Annotated in this window: 16 protein-coding genes; 8 read left to right on the top strand and 8 right to left on the bottom strand. The window is 62.9% G+C overall.

Annotated features, from left to right (window positions below):
* Nucleotides 1-41: 41 nt before the first annotated feature.
* Complete coding sequence (locus ACR0NJ_RS03975; protein ID WP_480815837.1) at nucleotides 42-338, top strand: HNH endonuclease; 297 nt, start codon at nucleotides 42-44, stop codon at nucleotides 336-338.
* Here the strand turns inward: ACR0NJ_RS03975 and ACR0NJ_RS03970 are convergent, their stop codons facing one another.
* The 3 genes from ACR0NJ_RS03970 to ACR0NJ_RS03960 are packed head-to-tail and all read right to left on the bottom strand — an operon-like array spanning nucleotide 339 to nucleotide 2,421.
* Nucleotides 339-1,076, bottom strand: a complete 738-nt coding sequence (locus ACR0NJ_RS03970; RefSeq protein ID WP_480815836.1) for a VOC family protein — start codon at nucleotides 1,074-1,076, stop codon at nucleotides 339-341. It lies immediately after the preceding gene.
* Entirely contained in the window at nucleotides 1,073-1,681 is a 609-nt protein-coding gene (locus ACR0NJ_RS03965; RefSeq protein ID WP_480815835.1) for an enoyl-CoA hydratase/isomerase family protein, read from the bottom strand. Before ACR0NJ_RS03965 ends, ACR0NJ_RS03970 begins: the two co-directional genes overlap by 4 nt.
* Nucleotides 1,678-2,421, bottom strand: a complete 744-nt coding sequence (locus ACR0NJ_RS03960; RefSeq protein WP_480815834.1) for an SDR family oxidoreductase — start codon at nucleotides 2,419-2,421, stop codon at nucleotides 1,678-1,680. Before ACR0NJ_RS03960 ends, ACR0NJ_RS03965 begins: the two co-directional genes overlap by 4 nt.
* Nucleotides 2,422-2,559: 138 nt before the next feature.
* Here ACR0NJ_RS03960 and ACR0NJ_RS03955 point away from each other — a divergent pair, with 138 nt between their 5' ends.
* From ACR0NJ_RS03955 to lpxK, 5 genes are all read left to right on the top strand, one after another.
* Complete coding sequence (locus ACR0NJ_RS03955; RefSeq protein WP_480815833.1) at nucleotides 2,560-4,083, top strand: DUF2125 domain-containing protein; 1,524 nt, start codon at nucleotides 2,560-2,562, stop codon at nucleotides 4,081-4,083.
* Nucleotides 4,084-4,238: 155 nt separating this feature from the next.
* Nucleotides 4,239-5,585 carry a TldD/PmbA family protein gene (locus ACR0NJ_RS03950; RefSeq protein ID WP_480815832.1) on the top strand — a complete coding sequence of 449 codons (1,347 nt, stop codon included), beginning with the start codon at nucleotides 4,239-4,241 and terminating at the stop codon, nucleotides 5,583-5,585.
* A complete protein-coding gene (locus ACR0NJ_RS03945) occupies nucleotides 5,572-6,372 on the top strand; it encodes an inositol monophosphatase family protein (RefSeq protein ID WP_480815831.1) in 801 nt (266 codons plus the stop codon). The genes ACR0NJ_RS03950 and ACR0NJ_RS03945 overlap by 14 nt, the downstream gene beginning before the upstream one ends.
* Nucleotides 6,369-7,604: a 3-deoxy-D-manno-octulosonic acid transferase gene (locus ACR0NJ_RS03940; protein WP_480815830.1), complete on the top strand. Its 1,236-nt coding sequence runs from the start codon at nucleotides 6,369-6,371 to the stop codon at nucleotides 7,602-7,604. The genes ACR0NJ_RS03945 and ACR0NJ_RS03940 overlap by 4 nt, the downstream gene beginning before the upstream one ends.
* Complete coding sequence (lpxK, locus tag ACR0NJ_RS03935; protein ID WP_480815829.1) at nucleotides 7,591-8,589, top strand: tetraacyldisaccharide 4'-kinase; 999 nt, start codon at nucleotides 7,591-7,593, stop codon at nucleotides 8,587-8,589. Before ACR0NJ_RS03940 ends, lpxK begins: the two co-directional genes overlap by 14 nt.
* A gap of 21 nt (nucleotides 8,590-8,610) precedes the next feature.
* Here the strand turns inward: lpxK and ACR0NJ_RS03930 are convergent, their stop codons facing one another.
* Complete coding sequence (locus ACR0NJ_RS03930; protein WP_480815828.1) at nucleotides 8,611-9,273, bottom strand: DsbA family protein; 663 nt, start codon at nucleotides 9,271-9,273, stop codon at nucleotides 8,611-8,613.
* A 13-nt stretch (nucleotides 9,274-9,286) separates the two neighbouring features.
* Nucleotides 9,287-9,793: a DUF721 domain-containing protein gene (locus ACR0NJ_RS03925; RefSeq protein WP_480815827.1), complete on the bottom strand. Its 507-nt coding sequence runs from the start codon at nucleotides 9,791-9,793 to the stop codon at nucleotides 9,287-9,289.
* An 81-nt stretch (nucleotides 9,794-9,874) separates the two neighbouring features.
* On the opposite strand from ACR0NJ_RS03925, the gene mutY reads away from it, so the two are divergent.
* Nucleotides 9,875-10,930, top strand: a complete 1,056-nt coding sequence (gene mutY / locus ACR0NJ_RS03920) for an A/G-specific adenine glycosylase (RefSeq protein ID WP_480815826.1) — start codon at nucleotides 9,875-9,877, stop codon at nucleotides 10,928-10,930.
* A gap of 58 nt (nucleotides 10,931-10,988) precedes the next feature.
* Nucleotides 10,989-12,125, top strand: a complete 1,137-nt coding sequence (locus ACR0NJ_RS03915) for an alkane 1-monooxygenase (protein WP_480815825.1) — start codon at nucleotides 10,989-10,991, stop codon at nucleotides 12,123-12,125.
* Between the two features lie 80 nt (nucleotides 12,126-12,205).
* On the opposite strand, the gene ACR0NJ_RS03910 is transcribed toward ACR0NJ_RS03915, so the two are convergent.
* From ACR0NJ_RS03910 to ACR0NJ_RS03900, 3 genes are all read right to left on the bottom strand, one after another.
* Nucleotides 12,206-13,588, bottom strand: coding sequence for an adenylate/guanylate cyclase domain-containing protein (locus tag ACR0NJ_RS03910; RefSeq protein WP_480815824.1), 1,383 nt, complete (start codon nucleotides 13,586-13,588; stop codon nucleotides 12,206-12,208).
* Between the two features lie 139 nt (nucleotides 13,589-13,727).
* Nucleotides 13,728-14,831, bottom strand: a complete 1,104-nt coding sequence (locus ACR0NJ_RS03905; RefSeq protein WP_480815823.1) for a DNA methyltransferase — start codon at nucleotides 14,829-14,831, stop codon at nucleotides 13,728-13,730.
* Between the two features lie 107 nt (nucleotides 14,832-14,938).
* Nucleotides 14,939-15,556 (bottom strand): ribonuclease HII, encoded by a 618-nt coding sequence (locus ACR0NJ_RS03900; protein WP_480815822.1) that lies wholly within the window; start codon nucleotides 15,554-15,556, stop codon nucleotides 14,939-14,941.
* Nucleotides 15,557-15,608 lie beyond the last annotated feature (52 nt).

Here is a 15,608-nt window from a genome sequence, read left to right as displayed (position 1 = left end):
CCCTCTTGCCTTGGTCGCCCGTTGGCGCACATCCTTGCCCCATGACGACCAGCGATCCGATCTGTCCGCTCTGCGACCGCCCGATCCCCGACGGGTCGGGCAGCCTGCATCATCTGATCCCAAAACTCAAAGGAGGCAAGGGCGGGAAGACCGTCCTGCTGCACCAGATCTGCCATAAAGAGGTCCACGCCACCCTGACCGAGGCGGAACTGGCCCGCAATTTCAACACGGTCGAGGACCTGCGCGCTCATCCCCGGCTTGAGAAATTTCTGGACTGGGTCCGAAAACGCCCGCCCGGATTCCGGTCGAAAGTTCCGGGCAAGCGGCGAGGGCGGTGATCAGCCGGGCAGAACCGTGTCGCTAAAAGCGTCCTGCAGAGGTGACTCCAGCCCCTCAACCTCGATCCCTTTATAGTCGGGCACCGGGGCAAAACGCGCACCCGTCGCATGCTGGAATTCCAGCGTTGTGTAAGGGCGTTTCCACAGCCATTCGCGGTTTTTCACCGACCAGAGATCGCGGTCCGGCGGCGTGTCTTCGGTGAAGGCATAGAAATGCAGGTCAAACCCATAGGGGGCAACGTCCTGCACGGACAGAAGGCGCATACCTTGCGCGCGCCAGAACGAATCTTCAGCCGCGATATCCCCTGTCCGCAGGGTGATTTGGCCAATCCGTGCCTGCGCAAACGGGGCCTCAGAGTCCGCCGCGTTTTTGGGGCGATTGCCTTCGAAATCATGCTGGAGCAGTTCGATGACGAAGCCCTCGGGATCGCTCAGGTGGCACATATAGCCGATGTCCAGAAACTGGTTCGGCGCGCTGACGGTGACGCCCTGCTGGCGCAGGGCGGCGGCGGCCAGATCGACATCGGGCAGGGTCAGGCCGATCTTCCAATAGCGCTGCCCCCGGTCATGGGCATAGCCACCACCCCCGGGCATCAGCAGCAGGTCGGCATCCTGGCCCTTGTAGCCAACGCGACGGTTCGGCCCCTCGGCGCGCACCGACATACCGAGCACATCGCAGTAGAAAGCGGCCAGCCGCTCGGGGTCGGCCACACGCAGGCGCAGGGCAGACAGCCTCATCCGCAGAGCCTTGCAATGCCTGCGGCAATTTTCGGGTCCGCACCCAGGCTGTCAGCAACCAGATCGCGGGCCGTCTGCATCAGGTCCTCGGGTTCGACCACGCGGTCCACGAGGCCAAAGGTATACGCCTCCTGCGCAGTGATCTTCTGCCCTGCCATCAGGATCAGCCGGGTTCGGGCCGGTCCGATCAGCGCAGACATGCGTTTGGGATCAGAGGGTTGCGGCAGAAATCCCAGCTTCATGACCGGGTAGAAAAACTTGGCCGACGGCACCGCGATACGCAGGTCACAAGCCAACGCCATACCATTCGCCCCACCCGCCAGCGTGCCGTTCAGCGCCGCAACGGACAGGCAGGGCAGCGCGGCAATAGCACCGGACAGCCGCTCCCACACGTCCGAGGTGGCGAGCCCCGCCCGCGCCTCATGAAGATCGGCCCCAGCGCTGAACACCTTGCCTGCACCGGTCAGGATCAGCGCCCGCGCTTCTGTGGCGGCCTCGGCAATCTCGGCCAGTTCCGTCAGCATCGCCCCGGTCAGCGCATTGGCCTTGCCGGGATTGTTGATTGTGACGGTCCACAGACCGTCCTCTTGCGTCAGGTCGATCACGTCAGGCCAATCCTTGCGCGAATGTCCTCCTGCCTCAGCGAGATTTCCGTACCCAGAAACTCATCCGCATCGGCTGAGCACATCCACAGCAACGCCCGCGCGGGCCAGTCTGCCGGAATGTGCACATCCCAGTCCAACTGGCTGACCGGGTTGATGCCGCTGGCCTTGATCACCCGCTGCATATCCGTGGCAACCGTACCCGGCGACAGGCCCATGGCGCGGATGCCGTTATGCGCCTCTTCCAGATGCAGGCATTCGGTCAGCATCTTCGCCCCGGCCTTGGAGGCGCAATAATGGCTCCACGCCTCAACCGGGTTGGACGCCGCGCCCGAAGATACGGTCAGCACTGTCCCCCCGCCCGCTGCTCGCATCACCGGCAGGGCGGCGCGCATACCGTAGAACACGCCCTTGAGGTTGATGTCGATCGCCTGACTCCAGTTGGCGACATCGGCGTTGGACAGGTGAAAGATCGGCTCGATCACCCCTGCATTGCCGATCAGCACATCCAGTCCGCCAAAGCGCGCCACGCAATCGGCCACCGCTTGTTCGACCTGCGCGAAATCGCTGACATCGCAGGTCAGCGCGATGGCGTTGTCGCCCAGTGCTGCCGCCAGCGCGTTGATCTGATGGCCGCTGCGCGCCACCAGCGCGACATTGGCCCCGGCTGCGGCAAAAACGCGCCCCGCCTCGGCCCCGATGCCACGGCTGGCGCCTGTTATGAGTACCGTTTTCCCCTGCATGTGCCGCTCCTTCTCTGTTGTGCCGATCACTTTCTGCAGGGGTAGCGCGGAAACGGGGAACCGGTCTACCCCTTGCCCCTTGACGATGGCAGCCCCAGACCCGACGATGCGCGCAAAATTGATAACGAAGGGTATCCTATGTCTGTTTTTCTACGCCGCAGCTGTGGCGCAGCTCTGGCCTATGCCGTCGCCACCCAAGGCGCGCTGGCCGATCTGACCGCGGATGATGTCTGGTCCGACTGGCAGAGCTATTTCGAGTCGATGGGCTACACCGTCACCGGCGATCAGAGCGTGTCGGGCGATGTGACCACCATCTCGAACATGACGGTTACGCTGGATATGCCGGAAGAGGACGGGCAGTTCACCGTCACCGTGCCCGCGATGGACCTGACGGAAAACGGCGATGGCACGGTCAGCATCGGCCTGCCCAACAGTTTTCCGATGACCGTGTCCGGCGACGCCGAGGGTGAGGCGTTTTCGGTCGACGTCGTCTATTCCCATGACCAGCTTGATATGGTGGTGTCGGGCTCGCCAGACGACATGACCTATGATTACAGCGCCAACGCGCTGGGGATCGTGCTGGAGTCGCTTAAGGTCGAAGGCGAGGATCTGCCCGAAGACGCCTTGGGCGTCAGCTTCAACATGAGCGATCTGGCCGGAAGCTCGCGCATGCGCATCGGTGAAAACCGGGACGTCACACAGACCTTCAAGGCTGGTGAGATGGCCTATACCCTGCGTTTCAAAGAGCCTGAAAACGGGGATACCGGCCTGATCGACGGGTCGTTGAAAGAGCTGTCCTTCGAAGGCGACAACGTCATCCCGGCCGGGTTCGATCTGTCCGATCCGCAGGCGTTTTACGAGGCCGGTTTTTCCTTCTCGGGCAATTTCACCTATGCCTCGGGTGCCACGGATATCAGCGGCTCCAGCGAGGGTCAGGCCTTTTCCATGGGCAGCTCGTCCGAGGGCGGACGGTTCGCGGCCAGCATCGACGCCCAGCGCCTGGCCTATGACATCGAACAGAACAGCACCAAGCTGGCGGTGACCACTGCCGATCTGCCCTTTCCAATCGAGATTGCGATGGACAGCGCCGGTCTGAAGTTCGAATTCCCGGTTAAGCAATCCGAAGAGATTCAGCCCTTTGGCTTTGCTGTCAACCTGACCGACTTCACCATGTCCGACGTGTTGTGGAGCATCTTTGACCCTGCCGGTGCCCTGCCGCGCGATCCGGCAACCATTGCGCTGGACGCCACCGGCACCGCGAAGGTCTTGATGAACATCTTCGATCCCGAAACCGCCGCCCAGTTGGAAACCTCGGAAGAAGCGCCCGGTGAGCTGCATTCACTGAAAATCAACGAATTGCTGGTGTCGCTGGTCGGCGCGAAACTGAGCGGGGATGGGGATTTCACCTTCGACAACTCGAACACCGAAGAATTTGGCGGGATGCCTGCGCCCTCGGGCGTGGCGAACCTGCAGCTTTCGGGCGCGAACGCGCTGATCGACACGCTGATCGGCATGGGCGTGATCGGAGAAAGCGACGCGCTGGGGGCCCGGATGATGATGGGCATGATGGCGGTCCCAGGTGACGGGCCAGACACGCTGAATTCGACGATCGAGTTCAAGGAAAACGGCCAGATTGAAGCCAACGGTCAGCGCATCAAATAATGCGCCCCGGAAGAAGGCCGTGATCAGGCGGCCTTCTTCCCCCTGCACCCGGGGCCCCGGGTTTCCACAAGATTTGTTCATACTTCAATCGGTTCACAGGTCTTGCGGGACGGACGGTCCGGGGCTACGTCCTGTGCAACCACTCCGGAGGCGTCATGACCCGAACACCAGAAGAGATCAGCCAGAATTTGCTGGACGCGGCCCGCAAGGCGGGGGCCGAAGCGGCTGATGCAATTGTCCTTGACGGCTCTTCGGTCTCGGTCGAGGTGCGCGGCGGCGCGCTGGAGCATGCGGAACGGTCCGAGGGCACCGATCTGGGGCTGCGCGTGTTTCTGGGAAAACGGCAGGCCATCGTCTCAAGCTCGGACAGCCGCCCGGAAACGCTGACCGCGATGGCGGAACGCGCCGTTGCGATGGCGGGTGAGGCCCCCGAAGACCCGTTCACCGGGCTGGCCGACAGCGACCAACTGGCCACCGGTTGGGACATGCAAGCACTGGAAATGTACGACCCCACCCCCGAACCCACCGCCGAGGCGCTGATGCAAGACGCGCTGGCCGCCGAGGCAGCGGCGCTGGCGGTTCAGGGCGTGTCGCAGGTTTCCGACGCGGCTGCCAGCTATGGCACGCACCGGGTGCATCTCGCCGCAACCAATGGCTTTTCCGGCGGGTACGAACGCAGCAGCCGCTCGACCTCGTGCGTTGCGATCTCGGGCGAAGGCACCGGGATGGAGCGGGATTATGACGGCGACAGCCGGACCTTTCAGTCCGACCTGCGCAGCGCGGACGAGATAGGGCGCACCGCAGGCGAACGCGCCGTGGAACAGGTTGGCGCGCGCCAGCCTGCCACCGGCAGCTTCCCGGTTCTGTTTGACGAGCGTATCTCATCCTCGCTGATCGGGCACCTGCTGGCCGCCAGCAACGGCGCCGCCATCGCGCGCGGGGCCTCGTGGCTGAAGGACAGTCTGGGCGAACAGGTTCTGCCCGAACACCTGTCGCTGATCGAAGACCCGCACCGCCCGCGCATCGCAGGCTCGCGCCCCTTCGATGCCGAAGGGCTGCCGACCCGCCGTCGCGCCATTGTCGAAAACGGCGTGTTGACCGGCTGGACGCTGGATCTATCCAGCGCCCGCAAGCTTGAGATGACATCCACCGGCAACGCCGCGCGCGGGGTGTCCGGTCCGCCCTCACCCAGCAACTGGAACCTGAGCCTGACGCAGGGCGAGCGCAGCCGCGCCGATCTGCTGCGCGATATGGGCACTGGGCTGCTGGTGACCTCGATGATCGGGTCGACGATCAACCCCAATACTGGCGATTACTCCCGTGGGGCTTCGGGCTTCTGGGTTGAAAACGGGCAGATCACATATCCGGTCAACGAATGCACCATCGCGGGCAATCTGCGCGACATGCTGAAACGGATCATCCCGGCCAATGACGCGCGGACCTATCTGTCGCGCGTCGTGCCCTCGGTGCTGATCGAAGGGATGACACTTGCCGGCAACTGACCTGCCCTTGCTGATCGAAGCCGCGCTCGAATCCGGAAAGATCGCAACCCGATATTCCGGCGCGCAGGCGCAGCGCTGGGACAAACCCGGCGGGGCCGGTCCGGTGACCGAGGCTGATCTGGCCGTCAACGCGATGCTGGAACAACGCCTGCCTTCTGCCCGGCCCGGCTATGGCTGGCTGAGCGAAGAGACCGAGGATACCTCGGACCGTCTGACCCGCGACCAGGTTTTTGTCATCGACCCAATCGACGGCACCCGCAGCTTTGCCGAAGGGTCCCGCACTTGGGCCCATTCGCTGGCGGTCGCCGACAACGGCGAGGTTACCGCCGCCGTGGTCTATCTGCCCCAGCGCGACCTGCTTTACGCCGCCGCCAAGGATCAGGGGGCAACGCTGAACGGGCAGCCTCTGCGCGCATCGGACAGCGCTGTTTTAGCGCAAGCGGAACTGCTCGCCGCCAAACCCAACCTTGATCCGCATCACTGGCGGCAGGGTCAGCCTCCCGCCTTCAAACGCGCCTATCGCCCCTCGCTGGCCTATCGCATGGCGCTGGTGGCGCAGGGGCGGTTCGACGGGATGCTGACCCTGCGCCCCAGTTGGGAATGGGACATCGCGGCCGGCGATCTGATCATTCGCGAGGCCGGAGGCATTTGCACCGACAGAACCGGCCAGCCGCTGCGGTTCAACAATGCCCATCCGCGTCTGAACGGCGTGATCGGCACAGGCTCTGGCCTTCACGCTCAGATATCGGCGCAGCTCGACCCGAACGGTCCCGGGATCGGGGCATGAGCAAGCAACGCTCATTAAGCCTTGCGGCTTATCGGATTCTGTCCTGGAACAGACCCAACGCGGCTGGTCACTATGAACTGCCGCGCCCCGCAGGCGAGGTGCTGTGGGTGCATGTCGCCGCGCAGGACAGGCTGCGCGCGGTCTGCGATTTCTGTCTGCGCCTGCAGCAAACCCGACCCGGCATCTCGGTTCTTCTGACCGCACCGCCCGAAACCGATCTGACCGGCTGGACAGGCAACCCCTATCCGCTGGTCGCTCTGCCGGTGGACAATGCCCGAACCACGCGCGGGTTTTTGGACCATTGGCAACCCGACATGGCGCTTTGGGTTGGCGGCGGGCTGATGCCCAACCTGATCACCCGCGCCGATGAGCACGGCATCCCGATGATCCTGATCGAGGCGCAGCCGGATATCACCGTTCCGCTGGGCGTGCGTTGGCTGCCCGATATTGCCCGATGCACGTTCGACTGTTTCCAGACGATCCTTGCGCCAACGGCGGACGCCGCGCGTCAGATCCGGCGGCTGGGCGTCACCTCAACCAAAGTGGCCGAGGCCCCGCCGCTGCAGATCAGCCCGATCCCCCGGTCCTGGCCCGAGGACGAACTGATCGAGATCACTCACGCCTTTGCCGGGCGTCCGGTTTGGCTGGCCGCCGGGGTGATCGACAAAGAGTTCATCTCGGTCCTCAGCGCCCACCGTCAGGCCCTGCGGGTTCTGCCTCGGCTGGCGCTGATCCTGCACGTGGCCGACACCAGCGAGGCCGCGCCGCTGCACCGGCGGCTCGAGGCGATGGACCTGCGCTGCGCCAACTGGGATGACGGCGCACCGATCGAGGATACCACGCAGGTCATCCTGTCCTCGGAACCCGAAGACCTTGGCCTGTGGCACCGCGTGTCGTCGGTCAGTTTCATGGCCAGCTCATTGGAACGCGGCGCGGGCGGTCGCGATCCGCTAGAGGCCATCGCGCTGGGGTCGGCCATCATCCATGGCCCTTTTGTGCACCGCTATCAGGACATGTATGATCGCCTAAAACAGGCCCATGCAGCGCAGGAGGTGCGAACCGCCACCGAATTGGGCGACGCGGTCGAAGCGCTTCTGGCCCCGGACCGGTCTGCGGATATGGCGCTGGCCGGGTGGGAGATGATCACCGAAGGCGCACCACAGGCGGACCTGTTGATCGACAGGATACAGGAAGCGCTGGACCAACGGAGTGCACAAGATGCGGGCGCCTGAGTTCTGGAACACCGCCCCGGACCGGCTGGACCTGCGCGCGCGGCTTTTGGCGCCGCTGGGCAGGATTTACGCATTAGCCACGGCGCGGCGGGTGGCGTCTGAGCCGGACATACGGCCCGGTGTTCCGGTGATCTGCGTCGGCAATCTGAACGCAGGTGGAACTGGAAAAACCCCGACCGTGATTTGGGCGATTGAGCAGCTTGGCAGTGGCGGGCACGCGCCCCATGTGGTTAGCCGCGGCCATGGCGGTTCGCTGGATGGCCCGGTGCGGGTCGATCCGGCCAAACACACGGCGGCGCAGGTCGGGGACGAACCGCTGTTGCTGGCGATGTTCGCCCCGGTTTGGGTCGCCAAAGACCGCGCCGCCGGGGCCCGCGCCGCTGCGGCAGGCGGGGCGACGGTGATCGTTCTGGATGACGGGTTCCAGAACCCCTCGGTCGCCAAGGATTTCTCGATCATCGTGGTGGATGCTGGGCGCGGCTTTGGCAACGGCTTGTGCCTGCCTGCGGGCCCCTTGCGAGAACCCGTCGATACCGGGCTGCAGCGCGCCGATTTGGTCCTGTCGCTGGGTGACGCCCCGGCGCAGGGCGTGTTTGCCGACCACTGGGGCTCAAAGCTAACGGTGCCGCGTGCGATGGGCGCGGTGGAACCGCTGCAAACCGGAATGGACTGGGGTGATACGCGGGTTCTGGCCTTTGCCGGTATCGGGCACCCAGAGAAGTTCTTTCAGACCCTCCGCACGCTGGGGGCGGATGTTCTGCGGGCCGAAGCGCTGGATGATCACCAGCCGCTGACACAGGCACTCATGACTCGATTGGAAAACGACGCCCGGCTGTTAGGCGCGCAGATGGTCACGACGGAGAAGGACGCCGTGCGCCTGCCGCCTGCCTTTCGAAACAAGGTGCTGACCCTGCCGGTCCGCCTGCGTGTGGACGAGGCCGACCGGGTCAAAGACATTCTGCTGAAGGCGGCCCCTGCACCCTAGCAGGGACCGTTGGAAAAGGGCTTAGCTGCCCAGTTCCTCTTCGATCAGCGCCTTGAAGTCTTCGTAGGACTGGTTCGAGACCTTTTTGCCGTTCACAACGAAAGAGGGCGTCGCCTGCACCCCGTCGCGCTCGGCATTTTCCTGATACCAGGCCACCAGCGTCTGCGCGCGGGTGCCGTCCTGCAGGCAGGCCTCTAGCTGGTCATTGTCGATCCCGGCAAGACGTCCGATCTTGCGCAACTCATCCACGATCTCGGCCGGGCCACCGGCTTGGGTCCATTCGGACTGGCCTTCGTAGATCAGATCGGAAATGCCAAAGAACTTCTCGGGGCCACCACAGCGCGCCACCATCGAGGCCCACAGGCCATAGCGGTCAAAATACACCTCGCGATAGATGAACTTGACCTTCCCGGTATCGATGAAATCCTTCTTGAGCTGCTTATACGCCCCCTGATGGAAATTCGCGCAATGCGGACAGGTGTAGGATGCGTATTCGATGATCTCCACCGGCGCATCCTCGGCCCCCTGAACCATCTCGACGATGGTCGAGGTGTCCAGATCAGCCTCCTGCGCTTCGGCGCTGCTTACCAGCGGGTAAGCGGGGGAAGAGTTCGACTGCGACAGCCAGTAGCCGCCTGCGGCCACGGCGACAGCCGCACAGATTACGGTTGCAATACGGCTCATTCTCGGCCCTTTCTCAGCGTTTCCGTTTTGATAAAACGTTGCGTCCGAGGCGTTCAAGGGCGGCGCGCAAATCACTGTCGTTTACGTCGCGCGACACATTGTCAGCCTCGGCTGCGATTTCAGGTGCAATTTCAGGTTTCGCCTGTTTCGGCTTGTGGTCGAAACTGGCCTGCCCCTCGGCAAATCCGGTCGGAGCGGTCTGGGTGATGCGAATGCGGCTTATGGCGTTGTAGCCGTAGACCGCGTTCACCTTGTGGCGCAGCTGGTCCTTTTGCATCTCCAGCATCGGGGCCTGCGGCCCGGTGGTCAGCACGGTCAGCGTTGCGCCCATACCGCCCCGGCCATAGCCCACGTTCACCGGGCGGGCGATGGCGGCGGTGTCCTGTCCGACAATCTCGGCCCAATGGGTCAGCAGGCGCGATACGGCAAAGCCGCGGGTTTCCCCGGCGCGCCGAATCTGGTCGTTCAGCAAAGTCGCGGTGCGTTTGAACCCGCGGGTCGAAGAACGTCTGCGCTGCATCTGGTTTCCAACTCCTGCGCCACTATTGTAATGGGCAGACTGGCAGGTGCCAGCGAAACCCGACAGAGAGATGAATAAAACTTGCGTGACATCGGTGAATTTGACGTGAGCGGGGCTCTGCTCGACTGGTACGACCGCCATGCGCGAGACATGCCGTGGCGCGTGGGTCCGGCGGATCGCAGGGCCGGGATGCAGCCCGACCCCTATCGCGTCTGGCTGTCCGAGGTGATGTTGCAACAGACGACGGTGGCCGCCGTGCGCGATTACTTCACCCGCTTCACGACCCGCTGGCCAACCGTCGAAGCGCTTGCAGCCGCGCCAGACGATCAGGTGATGGGCGAATGGGCCGGGCTTGGATATTACGCCCGCGCCCGCAACCTGCTGAAATGCGCGCGGGTGGTGGCGGATGCGCATGGCGGGCGCTTCCCCGAAACCTATGATGCGCTGTTACAGCTTCCGGGCATCGGGCCTTACACCGCCGCTGCGATCTCGGCCATTGCCTTTGCCCGGCCCGAGACGGTGCTGGACGGCAATGTCGAGCGGGTCATGGCCCGACTTTTCGATATCCACGACCCTCTGCCGGGGTCAAAGCCTGTGCTCAAGGACAAGGCCGCAGCGCTGACCCCGGCGCAGCGGCCCGGCGATTACGCGCAGGCGGTGATGGATCTGGGCGCGACCATCTGCACGCCAAAATCCCCGGCCTGCGGTATTTGCCCGTTGCGTGATCCGTGCCTTGCGCGGGTGGCCGGGACTCAGGCTGATTTGCCCAAGAAAACTCCGAAAAAGCCCAAACCCACCCGGTTCGGGCATGTTTACATAGCCCGTAGCGCCACTGGCGCAATGCTGCTGGAACGCCGCCCCGACAAAGGTCTGCTGGGCGGCATGCTGGGCTGGCCCGGCTCGGACTGGTCCGACACCCCGTCCGAGGCACCGCCCTTTCCCGCCAATTGGCGCATTCTGCCGGGAGAGGTACGGCACACTTTCACGCATTTTCACCTTGTGTTAAGCATATGGACCGCAGAATTGCCCGAAGGTTTGCACCCCGAAGGCCTGACCTTTCTGGACAAACACAGTTTCAAACCCGGCGACCTGCCCACTGTGATGCGCAAGGCCCATGACCTCTGGCGCGGCCAATAGGCCGCTGTGCAAATCGGTTGGCCAAGGTTAGGCTGACTGCACTTTTCGGAGCATCGCAATGATCGCATCAGACACCCTGTCTCGCTGGCACTCGGCGCTGCCGTTCTGGCTGTCTTTTCTGCTGATCCCCCTGATCTGGGCAACAGCCGTGGCGGGCGGCGCTTGGGTGTTGCTGGTGCCCCTGTCCACGTGGTGGGCGTTTGCTGTGCTCGACCGTTTAACGGGGCTGAACCTGCAAAACGCGGACCCCGAGACACCCGATGGGGTTTTGCGCTGGTACATCCTGCTGACCAAGCTGTGGGTGCCGGTCCAGTTTTTGACCCTTTACGGCCTGATCTGGTACGCAACCCGCGCCGACCATCTGATAACCGCGGGAAAAATCGGGCTGTTCTTCGGCATGGGCGTGATCTCGGGCACGATCGGCATCAACTACAGCCACGAGTTGATGCACCAGAAATCCCGGTTCGAGCGCTGGCTGGGCGATATCCTTCTGGCCATGGTGCTTTATTCCCATTTCCGGTCCGAACACCTGCTGGTCCATCACCGCTATGTCGGCACCCCACGCGATCCGGTCACGGCCCGCTATAACGAGGGCTTCCACCGCTTCTACCCCCGCGTTCTGTGGCAATGTCTGACGTCGGCCTTCACCGCCGAGCAGGCCAAACTGGCGCGAAAAGGCTGCCCTTGGACCGACGCCGCGAACCCGTTCTGGCGATACTGGGCGCTACAAGGCGGAATGATGCTGCTGGCGCTGTTGGTCGGAGGCTGGTCGGGGTTGGGCCTGTTCCTACTGCAGGCCGGTGTCGCCATCTGGCAACTGGAACTGGTCAACTATGTCGAGCATTACGGCCTCACGCGGAAACATATGGGCGAGGGAAAATACGAACATGTCCTGCCGCGCCACTCGTGGAATGCCTCGCAAAAGGCCTCAAACTGGCTGCTGATCAATCTGCAGCGGCACTCAGACCATCATTACAAACCGAACCGCCGCTTTCCGCTGCTGCAACACCACGCGCCGGATGCCGCACCGCAACTGCCCTATGGCTATCCCGTCATGACCGTGGCCGCGATGATCCCGCCCCTGTGGCGTCGGGTCATGAACCCTCGGGTACGAGCATGGCGTCGGCACTACTACCCCGAGATCACAGATTGGCACCCGTACAACAAGGCGCTCAACCCGCAGCCAAATGCGTGACCGCAGCGCGCGCCAGCGCGCTGCCCGGCCCAACGGAAGGCGCCGCATCTGCAGATGCGGCTCTGACCGGCGGGAGGGGCTCAGATCACCCACACATCCATCGGGCCTTCGACGCCGCGCACATCCAGCGCAGCGCGAGACTCAAACCCCTCGATCAGTGCCTGCGCTGCCGGGCCTTCGCTGGCCGCCTGATCGCGCAGGGCGTCGCTGATGACAACACGGGTCCCCAGCGAACGCGTCATCGCCTCCAGCTTGGCCGCCACGTTCACCGCGTCGCCGATCACCGCAAATTCCAGTCGGTTGGCCCCTATGTCACCCAGCACGACAGGCCCGTAGTGAACGCCGATCCCGACGTTGATTTCAGGCTCTCCAGCCCGACGTCTCTCGGTGTTCCAACGCTCGATGGCCGCAACCATCGCCCGCGCGCAAGAGATCGCATTGGTCGCATCCTGTGGCGTCGGCACCGGTGTGCCAAAGGTCGCCATCAACCCGTCGCCCAAATATTTGTCCAAGGTGCCATGATGCCGGAACACCTCAGTCTCCATCCGAGCATGAAACCCGCGCAGAATCTCGATTACCTCATACGGATCGCGACCGGCTGAAAACCGGGTGAACCCGACGATATCGATGAACAGAACGGCGATGTTTTCCTTGCGCACCTGTTTCAGCGGCTCGTCATTCTGGCTCAGTTCCTCGACCACATTGGGTGAAAAATAGCGCGACAGGTTCGCCCTTTCGCGTTCCAGTCCTGCATTGGTCATCAGCAGGTTGTTCAGCCGCCGCAGCGAGACCCCAAGCGTCACCGCCACCATCACGAAGACGATGACCTGCTGAATGCGCTGAGACACCATGAAACTGTTCGGATCCATCAGGTCCGCCACATCCGGGTAGCCCTGCAACGCCTCTGCCACCCGCTCACTAATACCCGGGATCGGGGTCGCCACCCACCACGCGATGATGCAACCGGCGGTCCACATCATGGCGGTCCAGGAGCCAATGGCGATCACCGTGCGCCAGGAATAGGCCAGCGTACCCGCCGCCAGGATGATGAAGAAATACTGGAAGTTATCGAACCGGTACTGCATGGCCAGAGGCCGCACATCGTCACTGAACGGGTTGGGAACGATCATGCCCAGCGTCATGATCAGAAGATCGACGAAAATCAGCAACAGCTCGGTCCGCGATTGCCCGACCCGGCCCGCGCGACGGATAAGCCAGCCGTTGCCGCAGATCAGCAGCAGGATGAAGTGATACCACAACACCTCGGGGTGCGGGTTCAGATAGATCAGCAGAACCCCGGTCAAGCCCATCGCGATCCACCGGGCGCGCACGGCAAGCTCTAGCCCTTCGCGTTTGTGCCGTTCAAGGACCGCTTCGGTATATTTGTTGTCCAGGTTGTACTTGTCCGGCTGGGTGACAAAGAACCTGCCGAAGCGGGAGTCGCCTGCGGTGCTGTCAGTCATGGCCTGCGCCTTTCGCGGGGTCTGTCAGGGGTGCCTTATGCAATCACCAATAGGGCGAAAACAAAAGACCCCGCCGAGAACGGCGGGGCAAGGCGTAGTGCCTTGTGTCAGGCCACAGGCACCGGCGGTGTAAGTGAAATCAGTTGTGCATCTCGGCCCTTATCTGCTGGCGCAGCACGTCGATGGGCACGGTCTTGCCATCGCGCTTGAAGCACCAATAGGTCCAGCCATTGCAGGAGGGCGCGTTTTCCAGATGCGCGCCGACCTGATGGATCGAGCCCTTGACGTTGTCGCCCACCAGCGTGCCATCAGCGCGCACCTTGGCCTTGTGGCGCTGGTTCATGGAATAGAGTTCCTCACCCGGCCGCAACATTCCGCGTTCGACCAGCTGACCAAAGGGTACGCGCGGCTCGGCACGTTTGCTGGCGCTGACCTCCAGCGCCTCGCGGTCGAATTTGCGGACCTTGGCGATGCGCTTCTCGGCGACCTTGCGATAGCTCTTTTCGCGTTCGATCCCGATGAACTCACGCCCCAGCATCTTGGCGACGGCCCCGGTTGTGCCAGTGCCAAAGAACGGGTCCAGCACCACATCGCCGGGATTGGTCGAGCCGATCAGGACCCGATGCAGCAGCGATTCCGGCTTCTGCGTCGGATGCGCCTTGTCGCCGTTTTCATCCTTCAGGCGCTCATGCCCGGTGCAGATCGGTAGCACCCAGTCGCTGCGCATCTGTACGCCTTCGTTCAGGGCTTTCAGCGCTTCGTAGTTAAAGGTGTATTTCGCGCCTTCGCGCTTGCTGGCCCAGATCATCGTCTCATGCGCGTTGGTAAAGCGCTTGCCGCGGAAGTTCGGCATCGGGTTCGACTTGCGCCACACCACGTCGTTCAGAATCCAGTACCCGGCGTCCTGCAAGGCCGAGCCCACGCGAAAGATGTTGTGATACGACCCGATTACCCAAATCGCGCCATTGGGCTTCAGCAGACGATGCGCCGCTTTCAGCCACTCGCGGGTGAACTGGTCATAGGCCCCGAAGCTGGAAAACTGATCCCAATGATCGTCAACCGCATCCACCTGAGAATTGTCGGGCCGGTGCAACTGACCTTTCAACTGCAAATTATAGGGCGGGTCCGCGAAAATCAGGTCAACCGACGCCTCGGGTAGACTGTTCATCGCTTCGATGCAGTCCCCGGATAGGATCGTGTTTAAAGGGAGCGCTTTTGCGCCCTTTTTGGTGGTCGTTGTCATATCACTGCCTCAAGTGTCCACGGCGCTTTTGCGCTCATTTGGTTGAGACAAGGATGAGTCAAAGACGATTCGCCGTCAAATTCTTTTTTGAATCAGCGACTTACGATTTACTCTTGATACAAGATATTGTGGACCGGTTTGAAGGAACGTCTATGATGTGGGGTCACGCCGAGATTTCGCAGCGCCTCGCGATGCATTTTTGTCGGATAGCCTGCATTTGTCTCCCACCCGTAGCCGGGATGCTGTTGCGCTAAATCCACCATCAGGTCATCGCGCCAGTTTTTCGCGAGGATCGAGGCCGCCGCAATCGACACTGACCGCGCATCCCCTTTGACCACCGCCTGAGACGGGATCTTCATGCCGCGCGGAATCATGTTCCCGTCGATCAGCAGGAAATCCGGGGCCGGGTCCAGCGCCGCCACCGCCCGCACCATCGCCAGATGCGAAGCGCGCAGGATGTTCAACTCATCAATTTCCGCCACCGACGCCTCAGCCACGGCGAATTCGGACCGCGCGCGCAGGGCCTCGTCCAATGCCAGACGCCGCTTAGCGGTCAATGCCTTCGAATCGTTCAACCCTTCGGGAATGTCCTGCGGGTTCAGGATGACAGCGGCGGCCACCACCGGCCCGGCCAGAGGGCCGCGCCCGACCTCGTCCACCCCTGCGATGCGGGTATGGCCACGCGACAGCAACGCCTGTTCCAGATCAAAATTCGGCAAGCTCATACTCCGGGCAAACCGCGTTTCGCCCGGCATCGCAAGCAAAAAAGAGAGGGCG

Source organism: Ruegeria sp. F11 (genome assembly GCF_056533855.1).
This window is presented reverse-complemented; position numbering and strand designations above follow the sequence as displayed.